At 65.8% G+C, this 24,382-nt stretch carries 18 protein-coding genes; 10 read left to right on the forward strand and 8 right to left on the reverse strand.

The features are described from left to right. Positions 1–1,026, reverse strand: a complete 1,026-nt coding sequence (locus tag JQ603_RS12610) for an AraC family transcriptional regulator (RefSeq protein ID WP_212339778.1) — start codon at positions 1,024–1,026, stop codon at positions 1–3. A 189-nt stretch (positions 1,027–1,215) separates the two neighbouring features. Between JQ603_RS12610 and JQ603_RS12615 the strand changes: the two genes are divergently transcribed. The 5 genes from JQ603_RS12615 (at position 1,216) to JQ603_RS12635 (ending at position 6,838) form a co-directional block, all read left to right on the forward strand. After that, entirely contained in the window at positions 1,216–1,665 is a 450-nt protein-coding gene (locus JQ603_RS12615) for a cupin domain-containing protein (protein WP_024339447.1), read from the forward strand. A gap of 100 nt (positions 1,666–1,765) precedes the next feature. Next, positions 1,766–3,253 (forward strand): flavin-containing monooxygenase, encoded by a 1,488-nt coding sequence (locus JQ603_RS12620; protein ID WP_212339779.1) that lies wholly within the window; start codon positions 1,766–1,768, stop codon positions 3,251–3,253. Positions 3,254–3,323: 70 nt separating this feature from the next. Next, complete coding sequence (locus tag JQ603_RS12625) at positions 3,324–4,397, forward strand: hypothetical protein (RefSeq protein ID WP_212339780.1); 1,074 nt, start codon at positions 3,324–3,326, stop codon at positions 4,395–4,397. Between the two features lie 95 nt (positions 4,398–4,492). Continuing rightward, complete coding sequence (locus tag JQ603_RS12630; protein WP_212339781.1) at positions 4,493–5,476, forward strand: NAD-dependent epimerase/dehydratase family protein; 984 nt, start codon at positions 4,493–4,495, stop codon at positions 5,474–5,476. Between the two features lie 186 nt (positions 5,477–5,662). Beyond that, positions 5,663–6,838: a YncE family protein gene (locus JQ603_RS12635; protein WP_212339782.1), complete on the forward strand. Its 1,176-nt coding sequence runs from the start codon at positions 5,663–5,665 to the stop codon at positions 6,836–6,838. 36 nt (positions 6,839–6,874) lie between these two features. On the opposite strand, the gene JQ603_RS12640 is transcribed toward JQ603_RS12635, so the two are convergent. Further along, positions 6,875–7,666 carry a transporter substrate-binding domain-containing protein gene (locus JQ603_RS12640; protein ID WP_212339783.1) on the reverse strand — a complete coding sequence of 264 codons (792 nt, stop codon included), beginning with the start codon at positions 7,664–7,666 and terminating at the stop codon, positions 6,875–6,877. Positions 7,667–7,898: 232 nt separating this feature from the next. On the opposite strand from JQ603_RS12640, the gene JQ603_RS12645 reads away from it, so the two are divergent. Next, positions 7,899–9,092 carry an efflux RND transporter periplasmic adaptor subunit gene (locus JQ603_RS12645; RefSeq protein ID WP_212339784.1) on the forward strand — a complete coding sequence of 398 codons (1,194 nt, stop codon included), beginning with the start codon at positions 7,899–7,901 and terminating at the stop codon, positions 9,090–9,092. Between the two features lie 12 nt (positions 9,093–9,104). Beyond that, positions 9,105–12,257, forward strand: coding sequence for an efflux RND transporter permease subunit (locus JQ603_RS12650; protein WP_212339785.1), 3,153 nt, complete (start codon positions 9,105–9,107; stop codon positions 12,255–12,257). On the opposite strand, the gene JQ603_RS12655 is transcribed toward JQ603_RS12650, so the two are convergent. Both JQ603_RS12655 and JQ603_RS12660 read right to left on the reverse strand, forming a co-directional pair. Beyond that, positions 12,254–14,515: a cation:proton antiporter domain-containing protein gene (locus tag JQ603_RS12655; RefSeq protein WP_212339786.1), complete on the reverse strand. Its 2,262-nt coding sequence runs from the start codon at positions 14,513–14,515 to the stop codon at positions 12,254–12,256. The genes JQ603_RS12650 and JQ603_RS12655 overlap by 4 nt on opposite strands. 543 nt (positions 14,516–15,058) lie before the next feature. Then, positions 15,059–16,231 (reverse strand): MFS transporter, encoded by a 1,173-nt coding sequence (locus JQ603_RS12660; RefSeq protein ID WP_212339787.1) that lies wholly within the window; start codon positions 16,229–16,231, stop codon positions 15,059–15,061. A gap of 51 nt (positions 16,232–16,282) precedes the next feature. On the opposite strand from JQ603_RS12660, the gene JQ603_RS12665 reads away from it, so the two are divergent. From JQ603_RS12665 to JQ603_RS12675, 3 genes are all read left to right on the forward strand, one after another. Beyond that, positions 16,283–17,107 carry an AraC family transcriptional regulator gene (locus tag JQ603_RS12665; protein ID WP_212339788.1) on the forward strand — a complete coding sequence of 275 codons (825 nt, stop codon included), beginning with the start codon at positions 16,283–16,285 and terminating at the stop codon, positions 17,105–17,107. Between the two features lie 391 nt (positions 17,108–17,498). Next, the gene (locus tag JQ603_RS12670) at positions 17,499–18,851 is read left to right on the forward strand and encodes a malonyl-CoA decarboxylase (protein ID WP_212339789.1); all 1,353 of its coding nucleotides are present in this window, start codon (positions 17,499–17,501) and stop codon (positions 18,849–18,851) included. Between the two features lie 234 nt (positions 18,852–19,085). Then, complete coding sequence (locus JQ603_RS12675; protein ID WP_212339790.1) at positions 19,086–20,531, forward strand: MmgE/PrpD family protein; 1,446 nt, start codon at positions 19,086–19,088, stop codon at positions 20,529–20,531. Positions 20,532–20,916: 385 nt separating this feature from the next. Here the strand turns inward: JQ603_RS12675 and tarD are convergent, their stop codons facing one another. From tarD to JQ603_RS12695, 4 genes are all read right to left on the reverse strand, one after another. Continuing rightward, positions 20,917–22,086, reverse strand: coding sequence for a D(-)-tartrate dehydratase (gene tarD, locus JQ603_RS12680; protein ID WP_212339791.1), 1,170 nt, complete (start codon positions 22,084–22,086; stop codon positions 20,917–20,919). 125 nt (positions 22,087–22,211) lie between these two features. Beyond that, positions 22,212–22,454 (reverse strand): DUF3297 family protein, encoded by a 243-nt coding sequence (locus JQ603_RS12685; protein WP_035730878.1) that lies wholly within the window; start codon positions 22,452–22,454, stop codon positions 22,212–22,214. Positions 22,455–22,465: 11 nt separating this feature from the next. Beyond that, positions 22,466–22,942: a glutathione peroxidase gene (locus JQ603_RS12690; protein ID WP_212339792.1), complete on the reverse strand. Its 477-nt coding sequence runs from the start codon at positions 22,940–22,942 to the stop codon at positions 22,466–22,468. A 2-nt stretch (positions 22,943–22,944) separates the two neighbouring features. Next, complete coding sequence (locus JQ603_RS12695; RefSeq protein WP_212339793.1) at positions 22,945–24,345, reverse strand: amidase family protein; 1,401 nt, start codon at positions 24,343–24,345, stop codon at positions 22,945–22,947. Positions 24,346–24,382: the final 37 nt, after the last annotated feature.

A 24,382-nucleotide genomic window follows, 5' to 3' on the forward strand; every position in this document is an offset into this window, starting at 1 on the left:
CTAGCTCATCCTCCGCCGTAGCGTCGCCGACGGGGTCTCGCCGAATTTTTCGCGGTAGGCGCCGGCCATGCGGCCGAGATGGGTGAAGCCGAGATCGAAGGCGATCTCGGTGACGGAGGCATCGGGCGCGGCCTGCCCGAGACGGGCATGCAGGCCGGCGAGGCGCATGTCGAGCAGCATCTGTGAGATCGAGACGCCGAAGTGACGGCGGAAGCCGAGCTGGAGCGCGCGGATGCCGATGCCGGAGGCCCGGGCAAGCTGCACGAGGTCGAGCGGCTCGCCGGCATTGTCCGCAAGATGATCGCGCGCGGCGCGGAGCGCGCGCGGCAGGCGCTCGGCCTGGCCCGAAAACGTCCGGATCGCATCCGACAGGCCATGCCGTTGGCCATTGAGGAGGTGATCGAGCAGCGCCTCGCGCCAATCGGCCATTGCGACCGGGGACAGCCTGCCGGACGGCCCGAGGCGCTCGGCAATCAACATCAGCTCGGCAAGGCTGGTTTGCAGGCGGCGTCCGGACGGTGTGTCCAGGTCGATCGCAGCATCGAACTCGACTGCGCCAGCCGCCCTGCCCGACAGCGCCGCGGCGCGCTGCTCGACCAGACGGCGGTCAAGCAAGAGGATCGCCTGCGCGCAGTCGCTCCACACCATCCGGGTCAGGATGGTGGGCGACAGCAGCGATGCCGTCCGGCCCGGACAGGCATCGAGCTCGCCGGCGCCGGCACGTATACGGGCCGAGCCCGTGAGCGGGATCTGCACCAGGAAGAAGCGCTCGAGGCAGCCGGGATCGATGCTGACCGATCCGCCATAGGCGACGTAGTTGATGGAAAATCCGTCGAAGGCCGCGCAATTGTGCCGGGCTGAGAAGCCGGCCGCACGTGGCCGCGTCGGTGTGAGATCGTGCGGGCAGAAGATGCGGCCGATCTGCTCGGCCGCTTCGTCGACATCGTCGGTGGTGACGCGGGCGAAATCCGCAAGCCGTTCGGCTGCGGACGTTCTTGCGCTCGTTTCCTGCACGGCTGCGGACATCGTCGACCACGCTTCGCGTCACGGAATTGCTTTAAGCCTATAATAGTTCCCCGAACGCGAAAAGGGCCGCAAGGCGCAAAATCGTCGTGCTGCATGGCAACAGCCGCATCCGGATTCGTTTAGCGGATAGACAGGCGGCCCATGGCTGGCCGAAGCTCCCTCCCCGCCGGAATCCATGAGGAGCAAGCCATGACTGCACTCGAAAAGGGCATTACCGCCAACGGCACGGGCTATGGCGGCAAGAGCTGGAACATCCTGGGCCAGGTCTATTTCCCCAAGGCCGTCACCGATTCCACCTTCGCATTCGAGACCAACAGCGATCCCGGCCAGTTCGTGCCGGTGCACATCCATCCGACCCAGGACGAGTTCATCCTGGTGCAGGAGGGCACGCTCGACCTCAAGCTCGACGGCCAGTGGGTCAAGGCCCATGCCGGCGACCTCGTGCGCATGCCGCGCGGCATCCCGCACGGCTATTTCAACAAGTCCGACAAGCCGTGCCGCGCGCTGTTCTGGGTCTCGCCGATGCAGAAGCTGGAGGCGCTGTTCAACCAGCTGCACAATCTGACCGACCCCGCCGAGGTCGTGCGCATCTCGGCGCTGCACGAGGTCGATTTCCTGCCGCCCGAGGCCAACGACTAGCCGCAGCTCCCTCGTCTACTTTCATCTGCGTGCAGACCCTGCCGGCCGCGCCTTGCGGCCGAACGTGGCCGCTTGCGCGCGAAACACATCGAGCAATCCCATGGTCAGCCCAAAACATGTCTGCGTGATCGGCGCCGGCGTCTCCGGCCTCGCCGCCGCGAAGGCGTTCGCCGCCCGCGGCCATCGCGTCACCATCGTCGAGCGCAGCGGCGATCTCGGCGGCGTCTGGGAGCCGGCGCGCTCCTATCCTGACGTGCAGACTCAGAGCCCGAAGGATCTCTACCGCTACACCGATCGCGCCATGCCGGATGCCTATCCGGAATGGCCGACCGGGCCGCAGGTCCACGCCTATCTCGCCAACTATGCGAAGAGCTTCGGCCTCGACCGCATGCTGCGCCTCGACACCGAAGTCGCCGGCATGGCGCGGCGCGCCGACGGCAGACCGGGCTGGACGCTCACCCTGACGAGCAACGGCGGCACGACGAACGAAGATTTCGATTTCGTCGCTGTCTGCACCGGGCAATTCAACGAGCCGCGCGAGCTGCATTGTCCGGGCGAGGACGGCTTCCTGGCGCAGGGCGGCCAGATCCTGCACTCGTCGAAATACGGCGATCCGGCGCTGGCAAAGGGTCGCCGCGTCGTCGTGCTCGGCGGCTCGAAATCGGCGACCGACATCGCCGTGAACGCGGCGAAGTCGGGCGCGCGCGAGGTCACGATCGTGATGCGCGAGCCGGTCTGGCGCATCCCCTATTTCATCGGCGGCCTCGTGAACTTCAAACGCATCCTCTACATCCGCGCGCAGGAGGAGATGTTTCCGGGCTGGGGCGCGAGCGCAATGGCAAGGCTTGCGCACCGCGTGGCGGCGCCGCTGGTCTGGGCCAACTGGCGCGGGTTGGAGAGCCTGTTGAAGGCGCAGCTCAAGCTCAAGCAGTGCAAGATGGTGCCGACCGAGCGGATCGAGGACGGCGTCAACTGCTCGGTGCCGATCGCAACGCCCGGCTTCTATCCGATGGTCGCCGACGGCCGCATCAAGGCGGTGTTCGGCAGCTTCGAGCACTATGAAGGCGACACCATCGTGATGAGCGGCGGCGAGCGCGTCGGCGCGGACGTCGCCGTGCTCGCGATCGGCTACAAGCTCGGCGTGCCGTTCCTGCCTGCGGCATACCAGCAGAAGCTGGTCGATGCCGACGGGCAATACCGGCTCTATCGCCTGATCGCCAATCCCGATCTGCCGGAGCTCGGCTTCGTCGGCTTCAACTCCTCGTTCTGCACCGTGCTCTGCGCCGACCTCGCGGCCAACTGGCTGGTGCGCTACGCAGACGGCCAGCTCGCCAACCAACCGACGGCGCAGGCGATGCGCGACAACATCGAGATGATGCTGCACTTCAAGCGTGTCGAACGGCCGGCGGCGGGCGTCTATGGCGGTCTCTGCGTTGCGCCCTATCACTACCGCCATTTCGACGAGCTGATGGCCGATATCGGCGCGAAGCACCAGAAGCGCGGCGGACTAGGAGGCCGCTTCCTGCCACCGGACGCGGATGCCTATGCCAAGTTCCTGGCGACCGCGCCGGACTACCGGGCGGCGTGAGAGGAGAATTGCGGCTGCTGGCGTCTGATGCTTACGATCTCCCTGGCCATCGAATCGACGGGAACCAGCCATGGGATCGAGACGACTTGCCGCCGCGGCCTTTGCAGCTGTCGCCTTCTTCGTCGCGACGCCCGCCGTTGCACAGGGCGGCGCGCCGACGCCGAAGCAATCCGAGGCGCTCGCCACCTACGAGCGCGCGCTAGGAGACTTCAAGTCAATCCTCGCCGAGCGGCGGCGCCAGATCGAGGCCAAGGAGCCGCTGCCGAACCTGCCGGGCCAAGCGCTGTACCTGGCGCGCGTCGCCGTCATCAGCAGCTACAAGGACCTCACCGACGCCATGCCGTCGCGGATCGGTAAGCCCAACAAGTTCGAGATTCCCCCGGCCTATTTCGATTCCGCCATCGAACCCCTGATCGACGAATATGCGCGGCTGTTCGACATCATGGAGGCGCCGCCGGCCAATGCGCAAAACTCGGCGACGCCGTTTAGGGATGTCGTCGATCTCGCGGTTGCGATTGCGCGCGCCAAGGGGCTTGCGCCCGATCACGCGCAAGCTGCCGGGCGCATCAGCCTCGGGCTGTTCTTTGCGGAGACCAACGGCAAGCAGAATGTCCGCAATGGGCGCTCGAACACCTATATGGGCAGCTTCCAGACCGGCCCCTCCGAGGACCGCAACGGACGCAGGAAATGGGAGGCCATCAAGGGCGAGATCGCGGCGCTCGATCCCGAGCTGAGCGCGCGTGACGACAAGGAAGAGGCGCGCGCCCGCGGCACCGACCATCGTTTCAATCATTGGACCAACGTGCGCGACGGCCTGATGAACGCGCACGCGGATATCTTCCGCGAGATCCCGGGAATCGTGAAGACCCTGCCCGACCCGATCGACCAGATGAAGCTGTTCGAGCTGATCCAGATCGTGCCGACCCCGACAAGGTCCGCGCTGAAGTCCGGCGACCTCCTGAATTACCGGGTATCCAGCTCCACGGTCATGAAGCACCTGCGCAACAACAGCATTTTCGCGTTCGGACAGGCCGACCGCGCGAGGACCTCGGCCAGCTTCCGCGAGATCCTCGCGGCGATGTGGCTGTTCAACCGGAAGTTCGAGCGGGCCATGGCGAAGTACGCGGAGCTCAAGCCGCGCTGAGGGAAGCGGCTTGCAACTGCTACCGGACGTCGTAGGCTCCCTCTCCCACACCTTCGTCATCGGGAAGGACGCGCCACGATGTCATCGGCCATCTCATGCGCCTGCTAATCCTCGGCGGCAGTCAGTTTCTCGGGCGCGCGATCGCCACCCATGCCTGCGCGGCCGGGCACGACGTGACTTGTGCGGCCCGCGGCCTCGCGGGACCGATCGCACCGGGCGCCCGCTTCGTGATGATCGACCGCAACACCGTTGACGGGCTTGCGCCGCTTGCGGGCGGGACGTTCGATGCGGTGGTCGATGTCTCGCGTCATCCCGGTCAGGTCCGCCGCGCGGTGGCGGCGCTGAAGTGGCCGGGCGTGCACTGGACCTTCGTCTCGACCGTCAGCGTCTATGCGGACAATCGCACGCCCGGGCAGCGCGCCGACACGGCTTCGCTCCGCGAGCCAGTGACGGCGGATATCGAGCACAGCACCGACGCCATCTATGGCGCCGCCAAGGTCGCCTGCGAACAGGTGGTCGGCGACGACGCCTTCATCTGCCGGGCCGGCCTGATCGTCGGGCCGGAGGATCCGACGGGGCGGTTCTCGTACTGGCCGGCGCGACTGGCGCGCGGCGGCGAGGTGCTGGCGCCGGGATCGCCCGATGACGCCGTCCAGTTCATCGATGTGCGCGATCTCGCGCAGTGGATCGTGCATGCGTCAGAGGTTGGCCTCACCGGCATCTATGACGGCATTGGACCCGTTCGCACGCGCGGCGAAGTTCTGACCGAGTGCGCGTCCGCGCTGAACCCGTCCTGCAAATTCACCTGGGTCGATCGCACCTTTCTTGAGGCGCACGACGTCCGGCGCTGGGCCGGCCCGCGGTCGCTGCCGATGTGGCTGCCCCTGCCCGACTTCGCCGGCTTCATGACGCGCGACACCTCGCCGGCGCGCGCGGCCGGGCTCACCTCGCGGCCGCCAGCAGTGACGGCCCGCGATACGCGCAGCTGGCTCCGCAGCAGCAAGGGACCTGTCGTCGGACTTACAGAGGATGAGGAGAAGGCCGTGCTCGCCGCTTGGCATGCGGGCAAGGCGAGCTAGTTCTCCACCTTGTAGCCGTCGGTCAGCGTCGCCATCGCCAAACGGGCGCGCGTTCCCATGCCCGCCGGGGGCTCTTCATGTTCTTTATTCCCCGGGCCCAGGCAAAAATGATCGCGGTGAAGTTGTTGCATCCAGCGCCCGGTTGCATTTAGCTTGGCCGGACAAGAACAAATCCTCGGGGGAAACATGACAACCGCTCCTCGCATACGCGTGCGCCATGCCGCGTCAGCTCTGGTCGCAACGTCCCTGGCCGGCCTTGCCAGTTTCGCCGCCCACGCCGAAATCGTCGTCAGCGCCAATGACGGCAAGATGGTGCTGGAGAACGGCAGTGCCGTCGTGCGCAAGCAGCCGCTGCCGGATACGGTCAGCGTCATCGACTTCACCGACGGCGCATTGAAGCTGCTCGGCGAGGTGCCCGCGCCTGCCAGCGTCGTCGGCCCGCCGCCGAGCGTGGCAATCGCACCGGACGGCGCCTTTGCGCTGGTGACGGGCGCCATGAAGGTCGATCCGGCGGATCCGACCAAGGCGATCCCCGACGACAAGCTTTCGGTCATCGATCTGAAATCCTCACCGCCAAAGCTGCTCGCGACCCACCAGGCCGGCGCGGGCGCGGCCGGCGTCTCGATCAACCGCGCGGGCACGCTGGCGCTGGTTGCGAACCGGAGCGAGGGCACGGTCTCGGTCTTTTCGATCAGCGGGAGCACGCTGACGCCGTCCGGCAAGATCCAGCTTGGCGATGCCAAGTCAGGCCCGAGCCACGCCGTGTTCTCGCGTGACGGCGCGACCGCGCTGGTCACCCGTGACGGCGACAGCAAGATCTCGCTTCTCACCGTGGACGGCACCAAGGTCGAGTACGCCAAGCGCGACCTCTCCGCAGGCATCCGTCCCTATGACATCGATCTCACCGGCAGCGCCGCCGCCGTGGTCGGCAATGTCGGCGCCGGCAGCGGCGACAACGACACGATCAGCCTGATCGACATGACCGCAAAGCCGATCCGTGTCGTCTCGACGGTGACCGTCGGGCAGACGCCTGAGGCCGTGAAGATGTCGCCGGACGGAAACCATGTCGCCGTCACCGTCATGAACGGCTCGAACAAGCCGTCGGCCTCGCCGTTCTTCAACGATTTCGGCCTGCTCAAGGTCTACCGGATCTCGGGGACCGACCTTACGCCGGTGGCGGAGGCCAAGATCGGCCATTGGTGCCAGGGCATGGTGTGGTCGAAGGACTCCAAACATGTCGTGGCGCAGTGCATGGTCGAGAACGAGTTGATCGCCTTCGCGTTCGACGGCAAGGCGCTGACCAGGACGTCCACGCTCAAGCTGCAGGTGAGCCCCGCGGGGATCAGAACCGCGGAGCCGTAGGACCGATGCGCGGCGCAGCCCTCCTGCGCCGCCCGCCTACTCGGTGCGGATCGGCGAGTCCTTCAGGCCGTTGTTGTCATAGGCCTTGCGCAGGGTACCGTTCGTCACGGCTTCGTTCATGAATTTGGTGACGAAGGCCAGGGCCTGACTGTGGCCGAGCGGGACGGCGACGGCGGTCACTGTCTTCTTGAAGGTCTCGTCGAGCACCTTCGTGCCCGGAATGTTCTGCGCCATCTTGTTGAGCTGATCGCGCGACAACGCGAAGGCGTCGATCTCGCCGCTCTTGAGGAGGCCGAAGATCTCGTCATAGGTCTGATAGCCGGTGACCTTTGCCTGCTTCAGATGCGCGATCGCGCCGCGCATGGTGGTCGTGGCGTTGACGGCCGCGACCTTGATGCCGGCCTGGTCCAGCGTGGCGAAATTGGTGATGCTCGAACCCGGCTTGACGATGTAGGTGGCGTCGGCGACCTCGTAGATCGGGCCGAACAGCATTTTGGTCTCGCGCTCGGGATCCTTGGGCAGCCAGGTGACGTCCCAGGTGCCCTTGCCGGCCGCATCAGTGATCTGTCCGGAATTCTGGTGCACGACATATTCGACGGGCACGTCAAGCTGCGCGGCCATCTCCTTACCAAGGTCGACCGGCACGCCGGCGTAGCCGGCTTCCGTCCTGGTCGACCAGAACGCGCCGCCCGCCGGGCTGATCGCGATCGCAACCCGCAGCTTGCCGGTCGGCGCGATCTCGTCCTTCAGGCCATCGGCTAGCGCGGGCATGGCGAGGGTCGCTGCGAGAACGAGGCCGGCAAGGGCCGAGTGGAAGATCGTGGGCATGTCATGTTCTCCTCACCTTTTCTTCTTTCAACTGCTCCGTCTCCGGCACACGGCCTGACACAATTCTGGTCGATCGTGTGCGCGGTGAAAAGCGGTTTGTCATGACAAATCTGTCAAAAGCCACGGCGCGGTGTGCAGCGCAAGGCCGGCGACTGCCATGGCTATGGTGTTCCACGGCCGGGCGTTTGTTGGTAGCCTGCCGCACCGACAGACAATAATCGGGGGCCACCGAATGACCTGCGCAGATCCCGCATCTCTCGCCCATCGCAATGGAGCGTGGAGACATGTCGGACGGGCGCTCGCCGCCGCAAGCGCCGTGATCGCCCTCGCCGGCTGCGAGGACAAGAACGCCTACGTGGCCCCGCCCGCGCCCAAGGTGGATGTGGCCACGCCCGTGCAGCGGCCGGTGACGCGCTATGTCGAGGCCACCGGCAACACCGCGCCGATCAAGAGCGTTGATCTCGTCGCGCGCGTGCAGGGCTTTCTGCAATCGATCGACTATCAGGACGGCAGCTTCGTCAAGCAGGGCACCCAGCTGTTCACGATCGAGCCGGAAACGTACAAGCTCAAAGTCGAGCAGGCGAAGGCCGCGGAGGTCGGCGCGCAAGCAACGGTCAAGCAGGCCGAAGCCGATTACAAGCGGCAGGTCGATCTCGTGCAGCGCCAGGCGGTGTCGCAGTCCACCCTCGACACCTCGACATCGACCCGCGACAACGCTCAGTCCAACCTCCAGCAGGCTCAGGTCAATACCAGGCTCGCCGAGGTCAATTACGGCTACACCAAGGTGAGCGCGCCGTTCGACGGCATCGTCAGCGCGCACCTGGTCTCTGTCGGCGAACTCGTCGGCGTCTCCTCCCCGACCCAGCTCGCGACCATCGTCGCGCTGGACCCGATCTGGGTGAACTTCACCGTCAACGAGCAGGACGTGCTTCGCATTCGCGCCGAAGCGGCCCGCCGCGGGCTGACCGTCGCCGACCTCAAACAGTTGCCGGTCCAGGTGGGCCTCCAGACCGAGACTGGCTATCCGCATGAAGGCCACCTCGACTATGTCTCGCCGACCCTCAATACATCGACCGGCACGCTCGCGGTGCGCGGCATCATACCCAACGACAAGCGGGCGCTGCTGCCAGGTTATTTCGTCCGCGTCCGCGTGCCCTTCGACCAGGAGAAGAGTGCCCTGCTCGTCCCCGACACCGCGCTCGGCAGCGACCAGGGCGGGCGCTATCTCCTCGTCGTCAATAAGGACAATGTCGTCGAGCAGCGCAAGGTGCAGATCGGGCCGACTGACAACGGCCTGCGCGTGATCGAAAGCGGCCTCAAGCCGGAGGACCGCGTCGTGATCGCGGGGCTGCTGCGCGTGATCCCGGGCCAGAAGATCGACCCGCAGGTGACGAAGATCGACCAGTCCCAGGCGTCCACCAAGTAGGAGCCGCCGGCCATGATCTCAAAGTTCTTCATCGAGCGGCCGGTCCTCTCGAACGTCATCGCGCTCCTGATGATCCTGATCGGCGGCGTCGCGCTGTTCAACCTCGCGATCGCGCAATACCCCGACGTGGTGCCGCCGACGGTGCAGGTCACCACGCGTTATCCCGGCGCCAGCGCCAAGACCGTGATCGACACGGTTGCCTTGCCGATCGAGCAGCAGGTCAACGGCGTCGAGGACATGCTCTACATGCAGTCCTACAGCGGCTCCGACGGCACCTATACGCTGACCGTGACCTTCAAGATCGGCACCGACCTGAACTTCGCACAGGTGCTGGTGCAGAACCGCGTCTCCAGCGCGCTCGCGCAGCTGCCGCAGTCGGTGCAGAACCAGGGCGTCACCGTCCAGAAGAAATCAACCTCGATCCTGCTGTTCGTGACGCTGACCTCGCCCGAGTCGAAGTACGACAGCCTTTACCTGAGCAATTACGCCACCATCAACATCCGCGACGAGCTCTCCCGCCTGCCCGGCGTCGGTAACGTCACGGTGTTCGGTGCCGGCCAGTATTCGATGCGGGTGTGGCTCGATCCCAACAAGCTGCAGGTCCGTGGCCTCGTGCCGCAGGACGTCATCAACGCTATCCAGCAGCAGAGCCAGCAGGTCTCCGCCGGCCAGGTCGGCGCGCCGCCGACGCCGCCGGGCCAGGCGTTCCAGTACACGCTCAACGTCAACGGACGGCTCGACGACACCACCCAGTTCGAGAACATCATCGTCAAGACAGGGACCAGCGGCGACGTCACGCGGGTGCGTGACGTCGGCTGGGTCGAGCTCGGTGCGCAGACCTACAGCCAGATCTTCTCGCTCAACAAGCAGCCCGCCACCGGCATCGGCGTGTTCCAGTCGCCCGGCGCCAACGCGCTCCAGGTCGAGCAGGCGGTCGAGAAGAAGATGGCCGAGCTCGCCAAGCGCTTCCCGGAAGGCATCAAATACGACACGCCGTTCGACACCACCAAATTCGTCGAGGCCTCGGTCCACGAGGTCTACATGACGCTGATCGAGGCCGGCCTTCTGGTGCTGGTCGTGATCCTTGTTTTCCTGCAGGACTGGCGCGCGATGCTGGTGCCGGCGACGACGGTGCCGGTCACCATCATCGGCGCCTTCGCCGCGATGGCGGCGCTCGGCTTCACCATCAACATGTCGACGCTGTTTGCGATCGTGCTCGCGATCGGCATCGTCGTCGACGACGCCATCGTGGTGGTGGAAGGCGCCGCCCACAATATCGAGCAGGGCATGAACGGCCACGATGCCGCGATCAGGGCGATGGACCAGCTGTTCGCGCCGATCGTCGGCATCACCCTGGTGCTGATCTCGGTGTTCCTGCCGGCCTCGTTCCTCGCAGGCCTGACCGGTCGCATCTATTCGCAATTCGCGCTGGTGATCGCGGCGACCGCGCTGCTGTCCGCCATCAACGCGGCGACCCTGAAGCCGACGCAATGCGCGCTGTGGCTGCGGCCGGCGGTGCCGCCGGAGCAGCGCAACTTCTTCTATCGCGGCTTCAACAACGTCTATAACCGGGTCGAGCGCGGCTATACGCGGCTGATCACGTTCCTGGTCAGGCACGCCACGGTGTCGGTCGCGGTCGCGCTGGTGCTGATCGGGATCGGCGGCTACGGTCTGTCGCGGGTGCCGACCGGCTTCCTGCCGATCGAGGACCAGGGCTATCTGATCGCCGCCATCCAGCTGCCCGACGGCGCCTCGCTGGAGCGGACCCAGAACGTGCTCGACCGTGCCAGCGATATCATCAAGGATACGCCGGGCGTGGCGCAGGTCATCACCATCGCCGGCATCTCCGCGCTCGACAGCAGCGCGAGTCTTGCCAATGCCGGCGTCGCCTACATCATCCTGAAGGACTGGGATGCACGCAAAGGCCCCGGCGAGGATCTGCGCTCGCTGGTCTTTGGCCTCAACGACAAGCTCGCCGTGATCATGGAGGCGCGCACCATCGTGCTGCCGCCGCCGCCGATCCAGGGCATCGGCAACGCCGCCGGCTTCTCGATGCAGGTCGAGCTGCGCGACGGCAACAGCGATTTTGCCAAGCTGCAGGCGATCACCGGCGCGATGGTCTCCAACGGCCAGAGCCAGAGCGCGCTGCAGCGCGTGCAGTCCTCGTTCCGCTCCTCGGTGCCGCAGTTCAACGTCGAGATCGACCGCATCAAGACCCAGACGCTGCACGTCACCACCGACCAGGTGTTCTCGGCGCTGTCGACCTATCTCGGCTCGTCCTATGTCAACCAGTTCAACAAGTTCGGCCGCGTGTTCCAGGTCTACACCCAGGCCGATCCCGCCTTCCGCGTCACCGAGCGCGACATCGCCAACATGCAGGTGCGCAACTCGAACGGCGACATGATCCCGATCGGCACCGTCGCCACGATCACGCCGGCCACCGGTCCATCGCTGATCAGCCTCTACAATCTCTATCCCTCCTCGACCATCATCGGCCTGCCGGCGCAGGGCTACTCCTCCGGCCAGTCGCTGACGCTGATGGAGGAGATCGCGGACAAGACGCTGCCGCCCGGCACCGGCTATGAATGGACCGCGATGTCGTACCAGGAGAAGGCGGTCTCGAACCAGATCTACTGGGTGTTCGGGCTCGCCATGCTGCTGGTCTATCTCGTGCTCGCCGGCCAATACGAGAGCTGGTACGCGCCGATCTCGGTGATCCTCGCCGTGCCGCTGTCGCTGATCGGGCCGATGCTGATCCTGAGCGGCCTCAAGATCGACAACAACCTCTACTGCCAGATCGGCCTGATCCTCCTGATCGCGCTGTCGGCGAAGAACGCCATCCTGATCGTCGAGGTCGGGCTCGAGCTGCACGTCCGCGACGGCAAGCCGATCCTGGAATCGGCGATCGAGGCGGCCCGCGCCCGCTTCCGCCCGATCCTGATGACGTCGTTCGCCTTCATCCTCGGCGTGGTGCCGCTGGTGCTCGCGACCGGCGCCGGCGCCAGCGCCCGCAAGTCGATCGGCATCACCGTGTTCTCGGGCATGCTGGCCTCGACCTGTCTCGCTGTGCTGTTCGTGCCGGCCTTCTTCGTGGTGGTGCAGCGCTTCGAGAACTGGCGTGCCTCGAAGAAGGCGCCGAAGGCGGTGGCGGAGGTGAAGCCCTAGGCCTTGGCGGCGGACGCCGGTCGCGCCTCGCCGTTCGAGACCAGCAGCACCGAGACCTTCGACTGCCTGAGCACGGCGTCGGCGACGCCGCCGAAGGAGAGATGATCGGCCTGGATGCGATCGACGCCGATGACCACGAGATCGACGTCGGTGGTGTCGATCTCGCGCAGGATCGCAGCTTCCGGCGACCGGTTCACGCGCAGCGTCGTGGTGATATCGACATCATAGCGGGCGGCGAGATCGCTGGCGTCCTTCAGGATGCCGGTTTCCTGGCTGAGGCCACGGGACACGCCACGTTGCGCGCCCTTGTCCCGCGTCGTCGCCACATAGATCACACGCAGCGAGCCCGATCCGGCCTGCGCCAGCGCGACCGCGACCTCGGCGCCGCGCTTGGAGACGGCGCTGCCGGAGACGGGAACGAGGATCTTGAGCCCGTCGGGCACCGGCTGCTTCAGGTGGCGGCCCTTGGCCACCACGATCGCGAGCGGTCCTTCGAATTCGGCGGCGATGTCCTCGATCTTCCTGTCGAAACGATCCTTGGTCGCGATGACCTTGTCGATGCCGACGACGAGGAGATCGAATCCCTTCTTCGCCTCGTCGCCGACCGCTTCGCCGAGATCCGACCTGCGAACCCGCGTCGTCACATCGACGTTCCCGGCCTCGGGATCGGAAGCCACCGTTTCGGCCGCCCGCTTTACCACGGCTTCATGGCTCTCCTCCTCGTCGCGGCCCCTGTCCTGCTGCGCAGCGCGCTTGCCGACATGCAGCACGGTGATCGGCAGGCCGCGCATGCCGGCGATCAGGCCCGCGACGTGGGCGGCGAAGGTGGCATTGATGCTCTCGTCGACCGCCAGCAGGGGACGTTCGAGGTTGGCGACGAAGCCGCGCTTCTCGAATTCCTCCCGCTCGAGGCGCTCCTCCTCCGCCTTGTTCATCGGCAGCCTGGCCAGCGCCGCGCGCAGCATCGGCGGCATCGCCATCGTGGTCACGATCGCCATGGTGACGATCATCGTGAACAGGTTCTGGCTGAGCACGCCGATGGACAGGCCGATGGTTGCGATGATGACCTCGGTCGAACCGCGCGCGTTCATGCCGCTCGCGAGCGCGAGCGACTCCCGAGTGTTCAGTCCGCCCACGGTGCCCCCGACGAACGCACCGCCGAACTTGCCGACGCTGGCGATGACCACCAGCAGACCCGTCAGCATCAAGAGATTGGGATCGCGCAGCACCGACAGATCGGCGGCAAGGCCGGCGAGACCGAAGAACACCGGCATGAAGAAGCTCGAGATCAGGCCACGCAGGCGCTCGTCGATCTGCCGCGTCAGGATCGGGGATTCGCCGACCAGGATGCCGGCGACGAAAGCACCCAACACGGTGTGCACGCCGATCAGGTGCGTGATCAGCGCCATCGTCCCCATCAGCAGCAGAATGACCGTGATGACGGGGGCGGAGCTGACCAGATTGTCGTTGGCCCAGCGGATGAGCTGGAACACCAGGCGCCGGCCGATGGTGAAGCTGACGGCGAGAAAGACAGCCGTGCCCAGCACGGCTTTCGCCACCGAGCCGAGATCCAGCGTGTTGTGCGAGGCCAGGCTGAAAATGACGGCGATGATGATCCAGCCGATGGTGTCGTCGATCACGGCGGTCGCGACGATGATCTGCCCGACATCGCGGCGCATGAAATTCATCTCGCGGACCACCACGGCGACGATCTTCACGGAGGAGATCGACAGCGCGGTGCCCATGAACAGCGAGGCGACCAAACGCTGCTGCGGATTTGGCAGCAGCGCGTCAGGCAGGAACTCGCCGAGCACGAAGCCGCAGGCGAAGGGCACGAGAATGCCCGCGATCGAGATCGCGATCGCGGCCTTGCCGACCTTCCTGACCAGCTTGAGGTCGGTCTCCATGCCCGTCAGCAACAGCAGCAGCAAGATGCCGAACTGGGCGATGCCGTCGATCATCGCCTTCTGCTCGGGTGTCTTGGGGAAGATGGCGTGCTGCGCCTCCGGCCAGAGCCAGCCGAGCAGCGACGGCCCAAGCAGGATGCCGGCGAGCAGTTCGCCGATCACCGAGGGCTGGCCGATGCGCTGCATGATCTCGCCGAGGCCGCGGCCGACGGCGATCAACAGCACGATCTGCGCCACCAGCAGGAACTCGGACGGGCCGGCCGACTTGCCGGCTTCGGCACTGGCAGCAAGTGTGGTGAGGACAAGCGCCGCGGGGACGAGGCCGACCGATCGGAGCGGGCTCCACTGCATGCAGGTGTCGTTTCCCCTTCATCTGTCCCACCGGGGATAGAACCCGCGGGAGGTGGAGCAGGTTCCCCATCTGCTACGCCGCGGTTTCACCGGCGAAAACAAAAAGTGCGAAAACAACCCCATGCACAGTAGAAACGACGTTGAAAAAGCTCGATAAAATTTCGGTGTTACCGAAACAGCTTGCTCCGTCGGGCAAAACACTGGCAGAATGGCATCATGGCTGGCATGGGCAGGGTGCCTCCTCATCCCCCGTCATTGCGAGCCACCGGGTCCGCGCGAAGCGCGGCCCGATGACAGGCTCCGCGAAGCAATCCAGAATCCCTCCGAGGAAAGACTCTGGATTGCTTCGTCTCAAGGGCTCCTCGCAATCACGGATGGAGAGAGTCGCGGCCTTACACCGCGCTCGTGCCCCGGACGCAGCGCAGCGCCCCTTCGGCGGTGCGCTGCAGAGCCGGGGCCCATGCAACACGGGAATTCGCGGCCTCTGGGTCCCGGCTCTGCGCCGCAACGCTCACGCGTTGCAGCTTGTCGGGACACGAGACTTCACGCCGTCTGCGGCGTCCGGATCTCGCGCGGCAGGATCAGCGCAGCGACGATCGCGAGCAGGCAGAGCGCGGCGAAGGCGTGCAGCATGGTGACGAAGCCGCCCTGCTCGTAGAGCCAGGCGACGAGGCCGACGGAGGCGCCGGCCGCGGTGAAGCCGACGAAATAGCGCACGGCATAGGCGCGCGAGCGCCACTCTTCCGTGGTGTACTTGCCGACCATGGCATCGTTCACCGTGACCTGCCCGAACGCGCCCATGACGATGCCGATCGAGACCAGGATCAGCGGCAGATTGCTCAGGCTGGCGGCGAGATACAGGAACGGCGCCAGCATGAAGGACAGCGGCAGCGCCACCGTCTTCAGCGAATAGCGGTCGAGCAGCCGACCGATCGTGTACTGCGTCATCGCGCCGAACACATAGACGCAGGCTGCGATCACACCTAGCAGCGCCGGGCTCTTGGTCAGGTCGGCGAGCCGCTCGGCGAACAGCTTTGGCAGCGCGACGGTGACGGCGTTGAAGGTCGTGGAGATCGCGATGACGACGATCAGCAGCGCCAGGATCACGCGCCACATGTCCTGTTTGGCCACCCGCGCCTGCGCCGCCGCCTGCTTCGAGCCCTTGCGGTCCTCGTGCACGACCATCATCGCGAAGGCGATGCCGATCAGGACCGTGACCACGCCGGGAACGATGAACGCAAAGCGCCAGCCGAGATACTGGCCGATCACGCCGGTCACCAGTGCCGAGGAGGCAACGCCGAGATTGCCCCAGACGCCGTTGATGCCCATCTCGCGGCCGAGCCGGTCGGCGTAGGACACGATCATGGCGGTGCCGACGGGATGGTAGATCGAGGCGAAGATGCCGATCGCGAGCAGCGCGGCGCCCAGTTGCACGGGCGTCTGCACGAAGCCGACCGAGATCATGGAGGCGCCAATGCCGACGAAGAAGATCAGCATCATGTGGCGGCGGCTCCAGCGGTCTCCGAGCCAGCCGGTGAGCAACGAGCCGGCACCGAACGCGATGAAGCCGGGCGTCGCGTAAGGCAGCAGCTCCGAATAGGCCATGCCCAGCGCCGGCCCCATGATGATCACGGCGGCGGCAAAGATCAGCATCGCATAATGATCGATGAAATGGCCTGCATTGACGAAACTGATGACCCGGCTGGGGCTGTTCATTACGAATCCTCTCCTGCTCCGAAATGAGTTATATGTCGGACCCATGACGGGATGCTGCCAATGACTGTCTTGGAAACGCCAATCTTGGAAACGCCAATCCTGCGGGAGGTCCGGAGCAACCATCGCTCGCCCGCGGGCGTGCACCTGGTCGCGCGCGACTATCCAAAGGGCATGCGGATCGATCTGCACATGCATCGCGAGGCGCAGCTGATCTATGCGGCACGCGGCACCATGCAGGTGACGACGCCCGAGGGACGCTGGCTGGTGCCGCCGGACCGCGCGGTCTGGGTGCCGGCCGGGCTGGAGCATGCCCTCGATCTGCTCGCCGACATCGAGATGCGCACGCTGTATTTCGACCTGTCATGGCTCAAGCGCGAAAAGCGCTATGAGGGATTGACCAGGGAATTCGTGGTGCGGGTGTCGCCACTGCTGAACCAGGCGATCCTGGCGCTGTTCGACGCGCGCAATACGGAAGAGCGCACCGAGCTGCTGGTGCGGCTGGTGATGCTGGAACTGCACCAGGCCGAGGATTCCGCGACCTTCGTGCCGCTGCCGCGCGAGCCGCGCTGCCGCCGCGCGGCGATGATCGTGCTCGACGATCCCACCGGCCTGCACGACATCGACACCCTGGCGCGCGAGGTCGGAACCTCCGCGCGCACGCTGTCGCGGCTCTTCTCGAGCGAGACGCAGCTGAGCTTCAAGAGCTGGTGCCAGCGCGCACGGATTGCGGCAGCGATCCAACGGCTGTCGACGGATGCGAGCGTGTCGGTGAAGCAGCTCGCGACCCAGCTCGGTTACGCCAGCGTGCCGGCGTTCTCGGCGGCGTTCCGCCAGGTGACGGGGCGGACGCCGACGGAGTTTGCGGGGAAGGGGTAGCCCAACCTCGTCATTGCGAGCGCAGCGAAGCAATCCAGAATCTTTCCGCGGCGGCAGTCTGGATTGCTTCGCTGCGCTCGCAATGACGGCGTGTAAGGCGGCCGCCAAGCCACAGGAGCCGTAGGGTGGGCAAAGCGACTTGTCCGCCGTAGCTCGAAGAGCGAAGGCGGAAGCGTGCCCACGACTTTTTCGCTATCGTCGAGAGATCGTGGGCACGGCGCAAGTGCGCCTTTGCCCACCCTACGGCAGCGGTGCAAGCCGGGACATGCCGCCATTCTCCAAACGCACGGCCCAACTAAAGTTGCCAAATTCGCCTGCTTGATTGTGATCGGCTTCCGCCTAAATCCCGTGTAAGCTTCCGCATCGCACAATTCCGGACTCGAAAGCCCAGATGGCCAACGCCTTCTTCTCCGACCTGCTCGCCACGATCTCCGAGCGCGGCCGCACGCTGCTTCGGCGCGGCGATGGCTCTGACACCAAACAGGATGCCGACGGGCTGATCGAGCTCTGCGGTGCGCTGCTGTCGGGCCGGGGCGAAGCCTCCGGCACCGCGATGGCACGCGAGGTGCTCGATCTCTACAGGGACCTGGATGCGGCGGGACGCCGCGCCTTCTTCGAGGCGCTGGTGCGCGATTTCGGCCCGGACCGGGAACGCCTGTCCGCGGCGATCGAGAAGTGGCGCGCCAAGCCGACGGACGAAGACGCAAGCTCGCTGCATTTCGCCTCGGAGCCGCGGCGGCAGGAGCTGATCCGCCGCCTCAACCGGGCGCCCGGCGGCACCGGCGATCTCGTCGCCATGCGCGCCGACCTGCTTGGCACGATGAACGGACACACCGATCTCGCCGCGCTCGATCGCGACGTCTCCCATCTTCTCTCTTCGTGGTTCAACAGGGGGTTTCTCGTGCTGCGCCGGATTGACTGGTCGACCCCGGCCAACATCCTCGAAAAGATCATCCGCTATGAGGCCGTGCACGAGATCAGCGACTGGGACGACCTGCGCCGCCGCATCGATCCCGTGGACCGCCGCTGCTACGCCTTCTTCCATCCGGCGATGGTGGACGAGCCCTTGATCTTCGTCGAGGTGGCGCTGACCGAGACCATCCCCGGCGCGATCGCGCCGCTGCTTGCCGTCGATCGCCAGTACCTTCCGATCGAGAAGGCGCGCACCGCCGTGTTCTATTCGATCTCCAACACCCAGCGCGGTCTTGGCGGCATCTCCTTCGGCAGCTTCCTGATCAAGCAGGTGGTGGAGGAACTGCGGCGCGAGCTGCCCAAGCTCGACAGCTTCGTGACGCTGTCGCCGGTCCCCGGCTTCATGCAATGGGTGAAGCAGGACAAGGACCTGCCGCTGTCGGACGAGGACCGCGAGGTGCTGAGGCGCCTCGACGATCCCAAATGGTTCGAGAGCCCCGAGACGACGACGCTGCTCCGCAGCGTGCTGGAGCCGCTCGCTGCCTATTATTTCCTGAAGGCGCGCACGCCCAAGGGCCGGCTGATCGACTCCGTCGCCCGCTTCCATCTCGGCAACGGCGCCCGGCTCGAGCGCATCAACTGGCTGGGGGACCTCTCGCCCAAGGGCGTGCGGGAATCGGCGAGTGTAATGGTCAACTACCTCTACCGCCTCGACGACATCGAGAAGAACCACGAAGCCTACGCCAATGACGGCGAGGTCGTGGCGTCGAGCGCGGTGAAGAAGCTGCTGAAGGGCGAAGGGCGACGGCTGCTGGATATGCGGCTGTCGTAGCCTCCTCGTCGTCCTGGCGAAAGCCAGGACCCATTACCCCAGGGAGAAGTTGCGGTGCGAGATCGGTAATCACGAGTCTTCGCAAAACTGCGCCTTGTGGTAATGGGTCCTGGATCAGCGCTCCGCTTCGCTGCGCTTGTCCAGGACGACGTCGGGAGATTTATAGGCTACTGGACATGCGGCTCTCATAAGCGCTATCCGTTTCATCAGCTCCTGCACCAAAGACGGGACACCATGAAACGACGCGACTTTCTCGGGCTGACCGCAGCGACGGCAGCCAGCCTCTCGCTTTCGCCAGCACGCGGTGTCAAAGGCCCGAGTACGGGGCCCGAGATGACGGCGCTGTGCGATTACATGAGTGCCGCCAAAACCCGCGCGCTGCCGCCTGAAATCGTCGAGCACGCAAAACACCACATCCTCGACACGCTGGCCTCGATGATATCGGGGTCGGAACTGCCGCCCGGCCAGGCCGCGCAGCGCTACATCCGCGCCAATGCGGCGCAGGGCGCATCGACCGTCGCCGGCACCGCGCTTAACGCATCGCCGGTCGAGGCCGCGCTCGCCAACGGCGTGATGGCGCACGCGGACGAGACTGACGATTCACACAGTCCGTCGCGCTCGCATCCGGGCAGCTCGGTGGTGCCGGCGGCGCTTGCGCTCGGCGAGCATCTCGGCATCGACGGCGCGCATTTCCTGCGCGCGGTGACGCTCGGCTACGACGTCGGCACGCGCGTGGTGATGGCAATGGGCGGCGCCGATTTCAGCTATGAGAGCGTGCTGAGCACGCACAGCATCGCCGGCACGTTCTGCGCTTCGGCCGCGGCGGCCTGTGTCGCCGGCTTCGACGCGCGGCGCATGCGCTGGGTGCTCGACTATGCCGCGCAGCAATCCTCCGGCTTCATCGTGTGGCGGCGCGACGTCGACCATATCGAGAAGGGTTTTGTGTTCGCCGGCATGCCGGCCCGCAACGGCGTGACCGCGGCACTGCTGGTGCGCTCGGACTGGAACGGCGTCGACGACGTGTTCTCGGGGCCGGATAATTATTTCCTGGCCTATGCGCCGAAGGCTGCAACCGCAAAGCTCGTCGAAAAACTCGGCGAGCGCTACGAGATCGCGGGCACCGACATCAAGAAATGGACCGTGGGCTCGCCGATCCAGGGACCGCTCGATGCGATCTATGCGATCCGCCGCAAGCAGGCGTTCGAGGCCGGAGAGGTCAAGGGCGTGACGGTGCGCCTCGCGCCGTCGGTCGCCGAGGTCGTGGACAATCGCGACATCCCCGACATCTGCCTGCAGCACATGGTCGCGGTGATGCTGCTCGACAAGACCGCCTCCTTCCACGCCGCGCACGACAAGCCGCGCATGCAGGACGCGGCGGTGCTGAAGGAGCGTGCCAAGGTAACCCTGGTGCGCGACGAGGAGTTGGCAAAGCTGCTGCCGGTGCGCGTCGCAATCGTCGAGATCGAGCTCGCCGACGGCACCCGCCTCTCCGAGCGCGTCACCGCCGTGCGCGGCACCCCGCGCAACCCGATGACGCGCGAGGAGGTGATCGACAAGGCCCGCGACCTGATCGCGCCGGTGGTGGGCGCGGAGAAGAGCGAGCAGCTGATCAAGTCGGTGTACGGGATCGAGGCGGTGGCGGATATACGCACGCTGCGGCCTTTGCTGCAGCGGGGGTGAGGGGCAAACTCAGTGTCATCGCCCGGCCTGACCGGGCGATCCAGTATTCCAGAAGCCGGCGTTGAAGAGCGCGCTCCCGCCACATCCGCCGCGGCGTACTGGATGCCCCGGTCAAGCCGGGGCATGACAGCGGAGGAATTGGCGAGGTCGTGGCCGCAAACGTCGCCGAATAGCCAGTGAACGTGGCCACAAACTCGGCCGTCGTCCCGGCGAAGGCCGGGACCCATGGCCACAGGATTGGGTTTGGCGAAGATCGTGGTTGCCGGCTCGCGCCATAACTCCTCCCTGGGGTTATGGGTCCCGGCCCCCGTGCGCAATTGCGCACTAGGCCGGGACGACACCGAGTGTGTGGCGCTGCCGTCGCGGCTCTTGCCCCAGCGCCCGCCTACTCCGCCAGCGCCTTCATCTCCTTGTAGAGATCGGACTTGCCTTCGAAGCCGATGCCGGGGAGATCCGGCATGGTGATGTGGCCGTTCTCGACGCGCACACCATCCGGGAAGCCGCCATAGGGCTGGAACAGGTCGGGGTAGCTTTCGTTGCCGCCTAAGCCTAAGCCGGCTGCGATGTTGAGCGACATCTGGTGGCCGCCGTGCGGGATGCAGCGACTGGGCGACCAGCCGTAGGTCTTCAGCACTTCGAGCGTGCGCTGGTATTCGCAGAGGCCATAGGACAGCGCGCAATCGAATTGCAGCCAGTCGCGGTCGGGGCGCATGCCGCCATAGCGGATCAAATTGCGGGCGTCCTGGTGGCTGAACAGATTCTCGCCGGTCGCCATCGGGCCGGGATAGAATTCGGCGAGCGCGGCCTGCAGCGCGTAGTCGAGGGGATCGCCGACTTCCTCGTACCAGAACAAGGGATAATCGCGCAGCATTTTTGCGTAGGCGATTCCGGCTTCCAGGTTGAAGCGGCCGTTGGCGTCGACGGCGAGCTGCGCGTCCTTGCCGATCTCCTTCAGCACCGCCTCGATGCGGGTGCGATCCTCGTCGATATCAGCGCCGCCGATCTTCATCTTGACGACGTTGTAGCCGCGGTCGAGATAGCCGCGCATCTCGCCGCGCAGCATCGAAAGATCCTTGCCGGGATAGTAATAACCGCCGGCGGCGTAGACGAAGACGCGCGGATTGGCCTTGACGCCGTGGCGTTCGGCCAGCAGGCGGAACAGCGGCTTGCCCGCGATCTTCGCCACCGCGTCCCACACCGCCATGTCGATGGTGCCGACCGCGACCGAGCGCTCGCCATGGCCGCCGGGCTTCTCGTTGGTCATCATCGCACCCCAGACCTTGTCGGGGTCGAGATTGTCGCCGGCGCTATCCAGCAGCGACTTCGGATCGGCCTCCAGAATGCGCGAGGCAAAGCGCTCGCGGATCAACCCGCCCTGCCCGTAGCGGCCGTTGGAGTTGAAGCCGTAGCCGACCACGCGCTTGCCGTCGCGTACGACGTCGGTGACGACGGCAACCAGGCTCGTCGTCATCTTGGTGAAGTCGATATAGGCGTTGCGGATCGGGGACGAGATCGGTTTTGTAATTTCGCGGACGTCGACGATGCGGACGGACATGGGGCATCTCTCTGTTGTCGTCATTCCGGGATGGTCCGAAGGACCAGACCTCAGGTGCGCAATTGCGCACCGGGGAATCTCGAGATTCCGGGTTCTCGCTTCGCGAGCCCCGGAATGACAGTGGGTTATTTCTTATCCCGAAAATACGGCTCGACCGGACCATGCACCTTGATGGTCAGCGGATTGCCGTAGCGGTCCTTGGCGTTGCCGGCGGTGACGCGGACCCAGCCTTCGCTGATGCAGTACTCCTCGACATTGGTCTTCTCGATGCCCTTGAAGCGGATGCCGACGTCGCGCGCCAGGATGTCCGCGTTGTAGTATGGGCTGTTCGGGTCGACCGACAGGCGGTCGGGAAATTCGTCGCTCATGATTGTCTCGCTCACAACAGTGTTTCGATTTGCTGCCGCAATCCTTCCGGCCTTGCGGTCGGCGCGTAGCGCGCGATCACCTTGCCGGCACGGTCCACCAGGAATTTGGTGAAATTCCATTTGATGGAGGCCCCTAACAGGCCGGATTGCTGACGTTTCAGGTACTCATACAAGGGATGCGCATTGGCGCCGTTGACGTCGATCTTCTCGAACAGGGGAAAGGTGACGTCGTAATGGGTCGAGCAGAATTCCTGGATCTCGCTCGCCTGCCCCGGCTCCTGCGCGCCGAACTGGTTGCAGGGAAAGCCGAGCACCGAGAAGCCGCGCGGCGACAGATCGCGATAGAGATCCTCGAGGCCGCGATATTGCGGCGTGAAACCGCATTTGCTCGCAGTGTTGACGATCAGCAGCACCTGTCCCTCGAACCGGCGCATCGGCACTTCGTCGCCGGCAAGCGAGTTGGCCTTGAAGTCGTAGATCGCAGGCATCGCTAACCCACGGGGTCGATCGGCGACGGCGGCACGCCGCCGGCCTCGATCGCTTCGCCCGCGAGCAGGCACAGGTCCTCGCGGTAACGGCCGGAGACGATGTGCACGCCGACCGGCGCCTTGCCGACGAGACCGGTGGAGACCGCGAGGCCGGGCAGGCCCATGAACGGAATCGCGATCTGCGGCAGCTGCGCTTCCCAGACGCGCTTGAAGGATTCGTCGTCCTTGCGGTCGAGATGATCGGGGAATGGCAATTCGCCGGAGACCGGCGTCAGCAGCACGGCGTATTTTTCGAAGAACAGCATCCAGTCGCGGGTCAGCGTGGCTCTTCGGGTCAGCGCCTTGGCGTAGTTGGCTTGGTCCATCGGCGTCACCCTTGCGCGGTTGCCGCGCAGGCACGCCAGCGCGCCGGGATCGCCTTCGCGCTCGGCCATTTCCAGCTGGGCCTCGTAGCCGTCGCCGAGCCACAGCTTGATCTGCCACTCGACCGCCTCGCGCATCGGCGGGGTATCCTCGATGACGTCAACCGTCCAACCGGCGCGCTCGAGACGCTTGCCGGCATCGCTCACCGCGGCCTTCACCTCCGGCGTCGTGGCAAGGCCGTTCGGATTGAGGCAGAGCGCGGCACGCTTGGGCCTCGCCGGGCCTTCCAGCGGCGCCGGGACATACCAGGGATCGCGGATGTCGCGGGCCGACATCGCTTCGAGCGAGATGCGCAGATCATTCACGGTGCGGGCCAGCGGTCCGGACACTGCCATGATCTGCGGCCCGATCGGGCGCTCCGGCAGCACCGGGTTGAAGGCGGGGATGCGGCCGAGCGTCGGGCGCAGGCCGTGCACGCCGCAGGCATAGGCGGGGTAGCGGATCGAGCCGGCGATGTCGGTGCCGTGGGCGATGTGGCCAATGCCGGCCGCGACCGCCGAGCCGGCGCCGCCGGAGGAGCCGCCCGGCGTCAGCGAGGCATCGCGGGGGTTCTTGGTGTCGCCATGGACCAAGTTGGTGGTGAACCAACGGTAGGAGAAGGCCGGGCAATTGGTGCGGCCAAGCAGAACGGCGCCGGCTTTGCGGAAATTGGCGACCACCGGATTGTCCTCGCGCGCGATCAGGTCGCGCTGCAGCTTGAGGCCGTTGGTGGTGGCAAAGCCCTCCTGGTCGACATTGGCCTTGATGGTGACGGGCACGCCGGCGAGCACGCCGGGGTCCTCGCCCCTGGCAATTGCGGCATCGACGGCGTCGGCCTGCTTGAGCACGTCCTCCGGACGGTGATCGATCACGGCATTGAGCGCGGGATTGACCGCATCCAGGCGGGCGAGGCCGGCCTTGGCCGCCTCCCTGGCGGACACCTTTTTGGACCTGACGAGGGTGGCGAGGTCGGCGGCCGACAGGCGCCAGAGATCTTGCATGGCTTGCTCCGTATGACCGGCGTCTTTTAGCGCCGGG

The sequence above is a fragment of the Bradyrhizobium liaoningense genome (assembly GCF_018130825.1).
In the GTDB taxonomy this organism is placed as follows: domain Bacteria; phylum Pseudomonadota; class Alphaproteobacteria; order Rhizobiales; family Xanthobacteraceae; genus Bradyrhizobium; species Bradyrhizobium liaoningense_B.

Coding starts and splice junctions, on each gene's coding strand:
- JQ603_RS12630 (WP_212339781.1), top strand. CDS start 4,493: ATGCGCCTGCTAATCCTCGGCGGCAGTCAGTTTCTCGGGCGCGCGATC.
- JQ603_RS12670 (WP_212339789.1), top strand. CDS start 17,499: ATGGCCAACGCCTTCTTCTCCGACCTGCTCGCCACGATCTCCGAGCGC.
- JQ603_RS12655 (WP_212339786.1), bottom strand. CDS start 14,515: ATGCAGTGGAGCCCGCTCCGATCGGTCGGCCTCGTCCCCGCGGCGCTT.
- JQ603_RS12695 (WP_212339793.1), bottom strand. CDS start 24,345: ATGCAAGATCTCTGGCGCCTGTCGGCCGCCGACCTCGCCACCCTCGTC.
- JQ603_RS12640 (WP_212339783.1), bottom strand. CDS start 7,666: ATGCCCACGATCTTCCACTCGGCCCTTGCCGGCCTCGTTCTCGCAGCG.
- JQ603_RS12650 (WP_212339785.1), top strand. CDS start 9,105: ATGATCTCAAAGTTCTTCATCGAGCGGCCGGTCCTCTCGAACGTCATC.
- JQ603_RS12625 (WP_212339780.1), top strand. CDS start 3,324: ATGGGATCGAGACGACTTGCCGCCGCGGCCTTTGCAGCTGTCGCCTTC.
- tarD (WP_212339791.1), bottom strand. CDS start 22,086: ATGTCCGTCCGCATCGTCGACGTCCGCGAAATTACAAAACCGATCTCG.
- JQ603_RS12660 (WP_212339787.1), bottom strand. CDS start 16,231: ATGAACAGCCCCAGCCGGGTCATCAGTTTCGTCAATGCAGGCCATTTC.
- JQ603_RS12610 (WP_212339778.1), bottom strand. CDS start 1,026: ATGTCCGCAGCCGTGCAGGAAACGAGCGCAAGAACGTCCGCAGCCGAA.
- JQ603_RS12685 (WP_035730878.1), bottom strand. CDS start 22,454: ATGAGCGACGAATTTCCCGACCGCCTGTCGGTCGACCCGAACAGCCCA.
- JQ603_RS12690 (WP_212339792.1), bottom strand. CDS start 22,942: ATGCCTGCGATCTACGACTTCAAGGCCAACTCGCTTGCCGGCGACGAA.
- JQ603_RS12645 (WP_212339784.1), top strand. CDS start 7,899: ATGACCTGCGCAGATCCCGCATCTCTCGCCCATCGCAATGGAGCGTGG.
- JQ603_RS12620 (WP_212339779.1), top strand. CDS start 1,766: ATGGTCAGCCCAAAACATGTCTGCGTGATCGGCGCCGGCGTCTCCGGC.
- JQ603_RS12635 (WP_212339782.1), top strand. CDS start 5,663: ATGACAACCGCTCCTCGCATACGCGTGCGCCATGCCGCGTCAGCTCTG.
- JQ603_RS12615 (WP_024339447.1), top strand. CDS start 1,216: ATGACTGCACTCGAAAAGGGCATTACCGCCAACGGCACGGGCTATGGC.
- JQ603_RS12675 (WP_212339790.1), top strand. CDS start 19,086: ATGAAACGACGCGACTTTCTCGGGCTGACCGCAGCGACGGCAGCCAGC.
- JQ603_RS12665 (WP_212339788.1), top strand. CDS start 16,283: ATGCTGCCAATGACTGTCTTGGAAACGCCAATCTTGGAAACGCCAATC.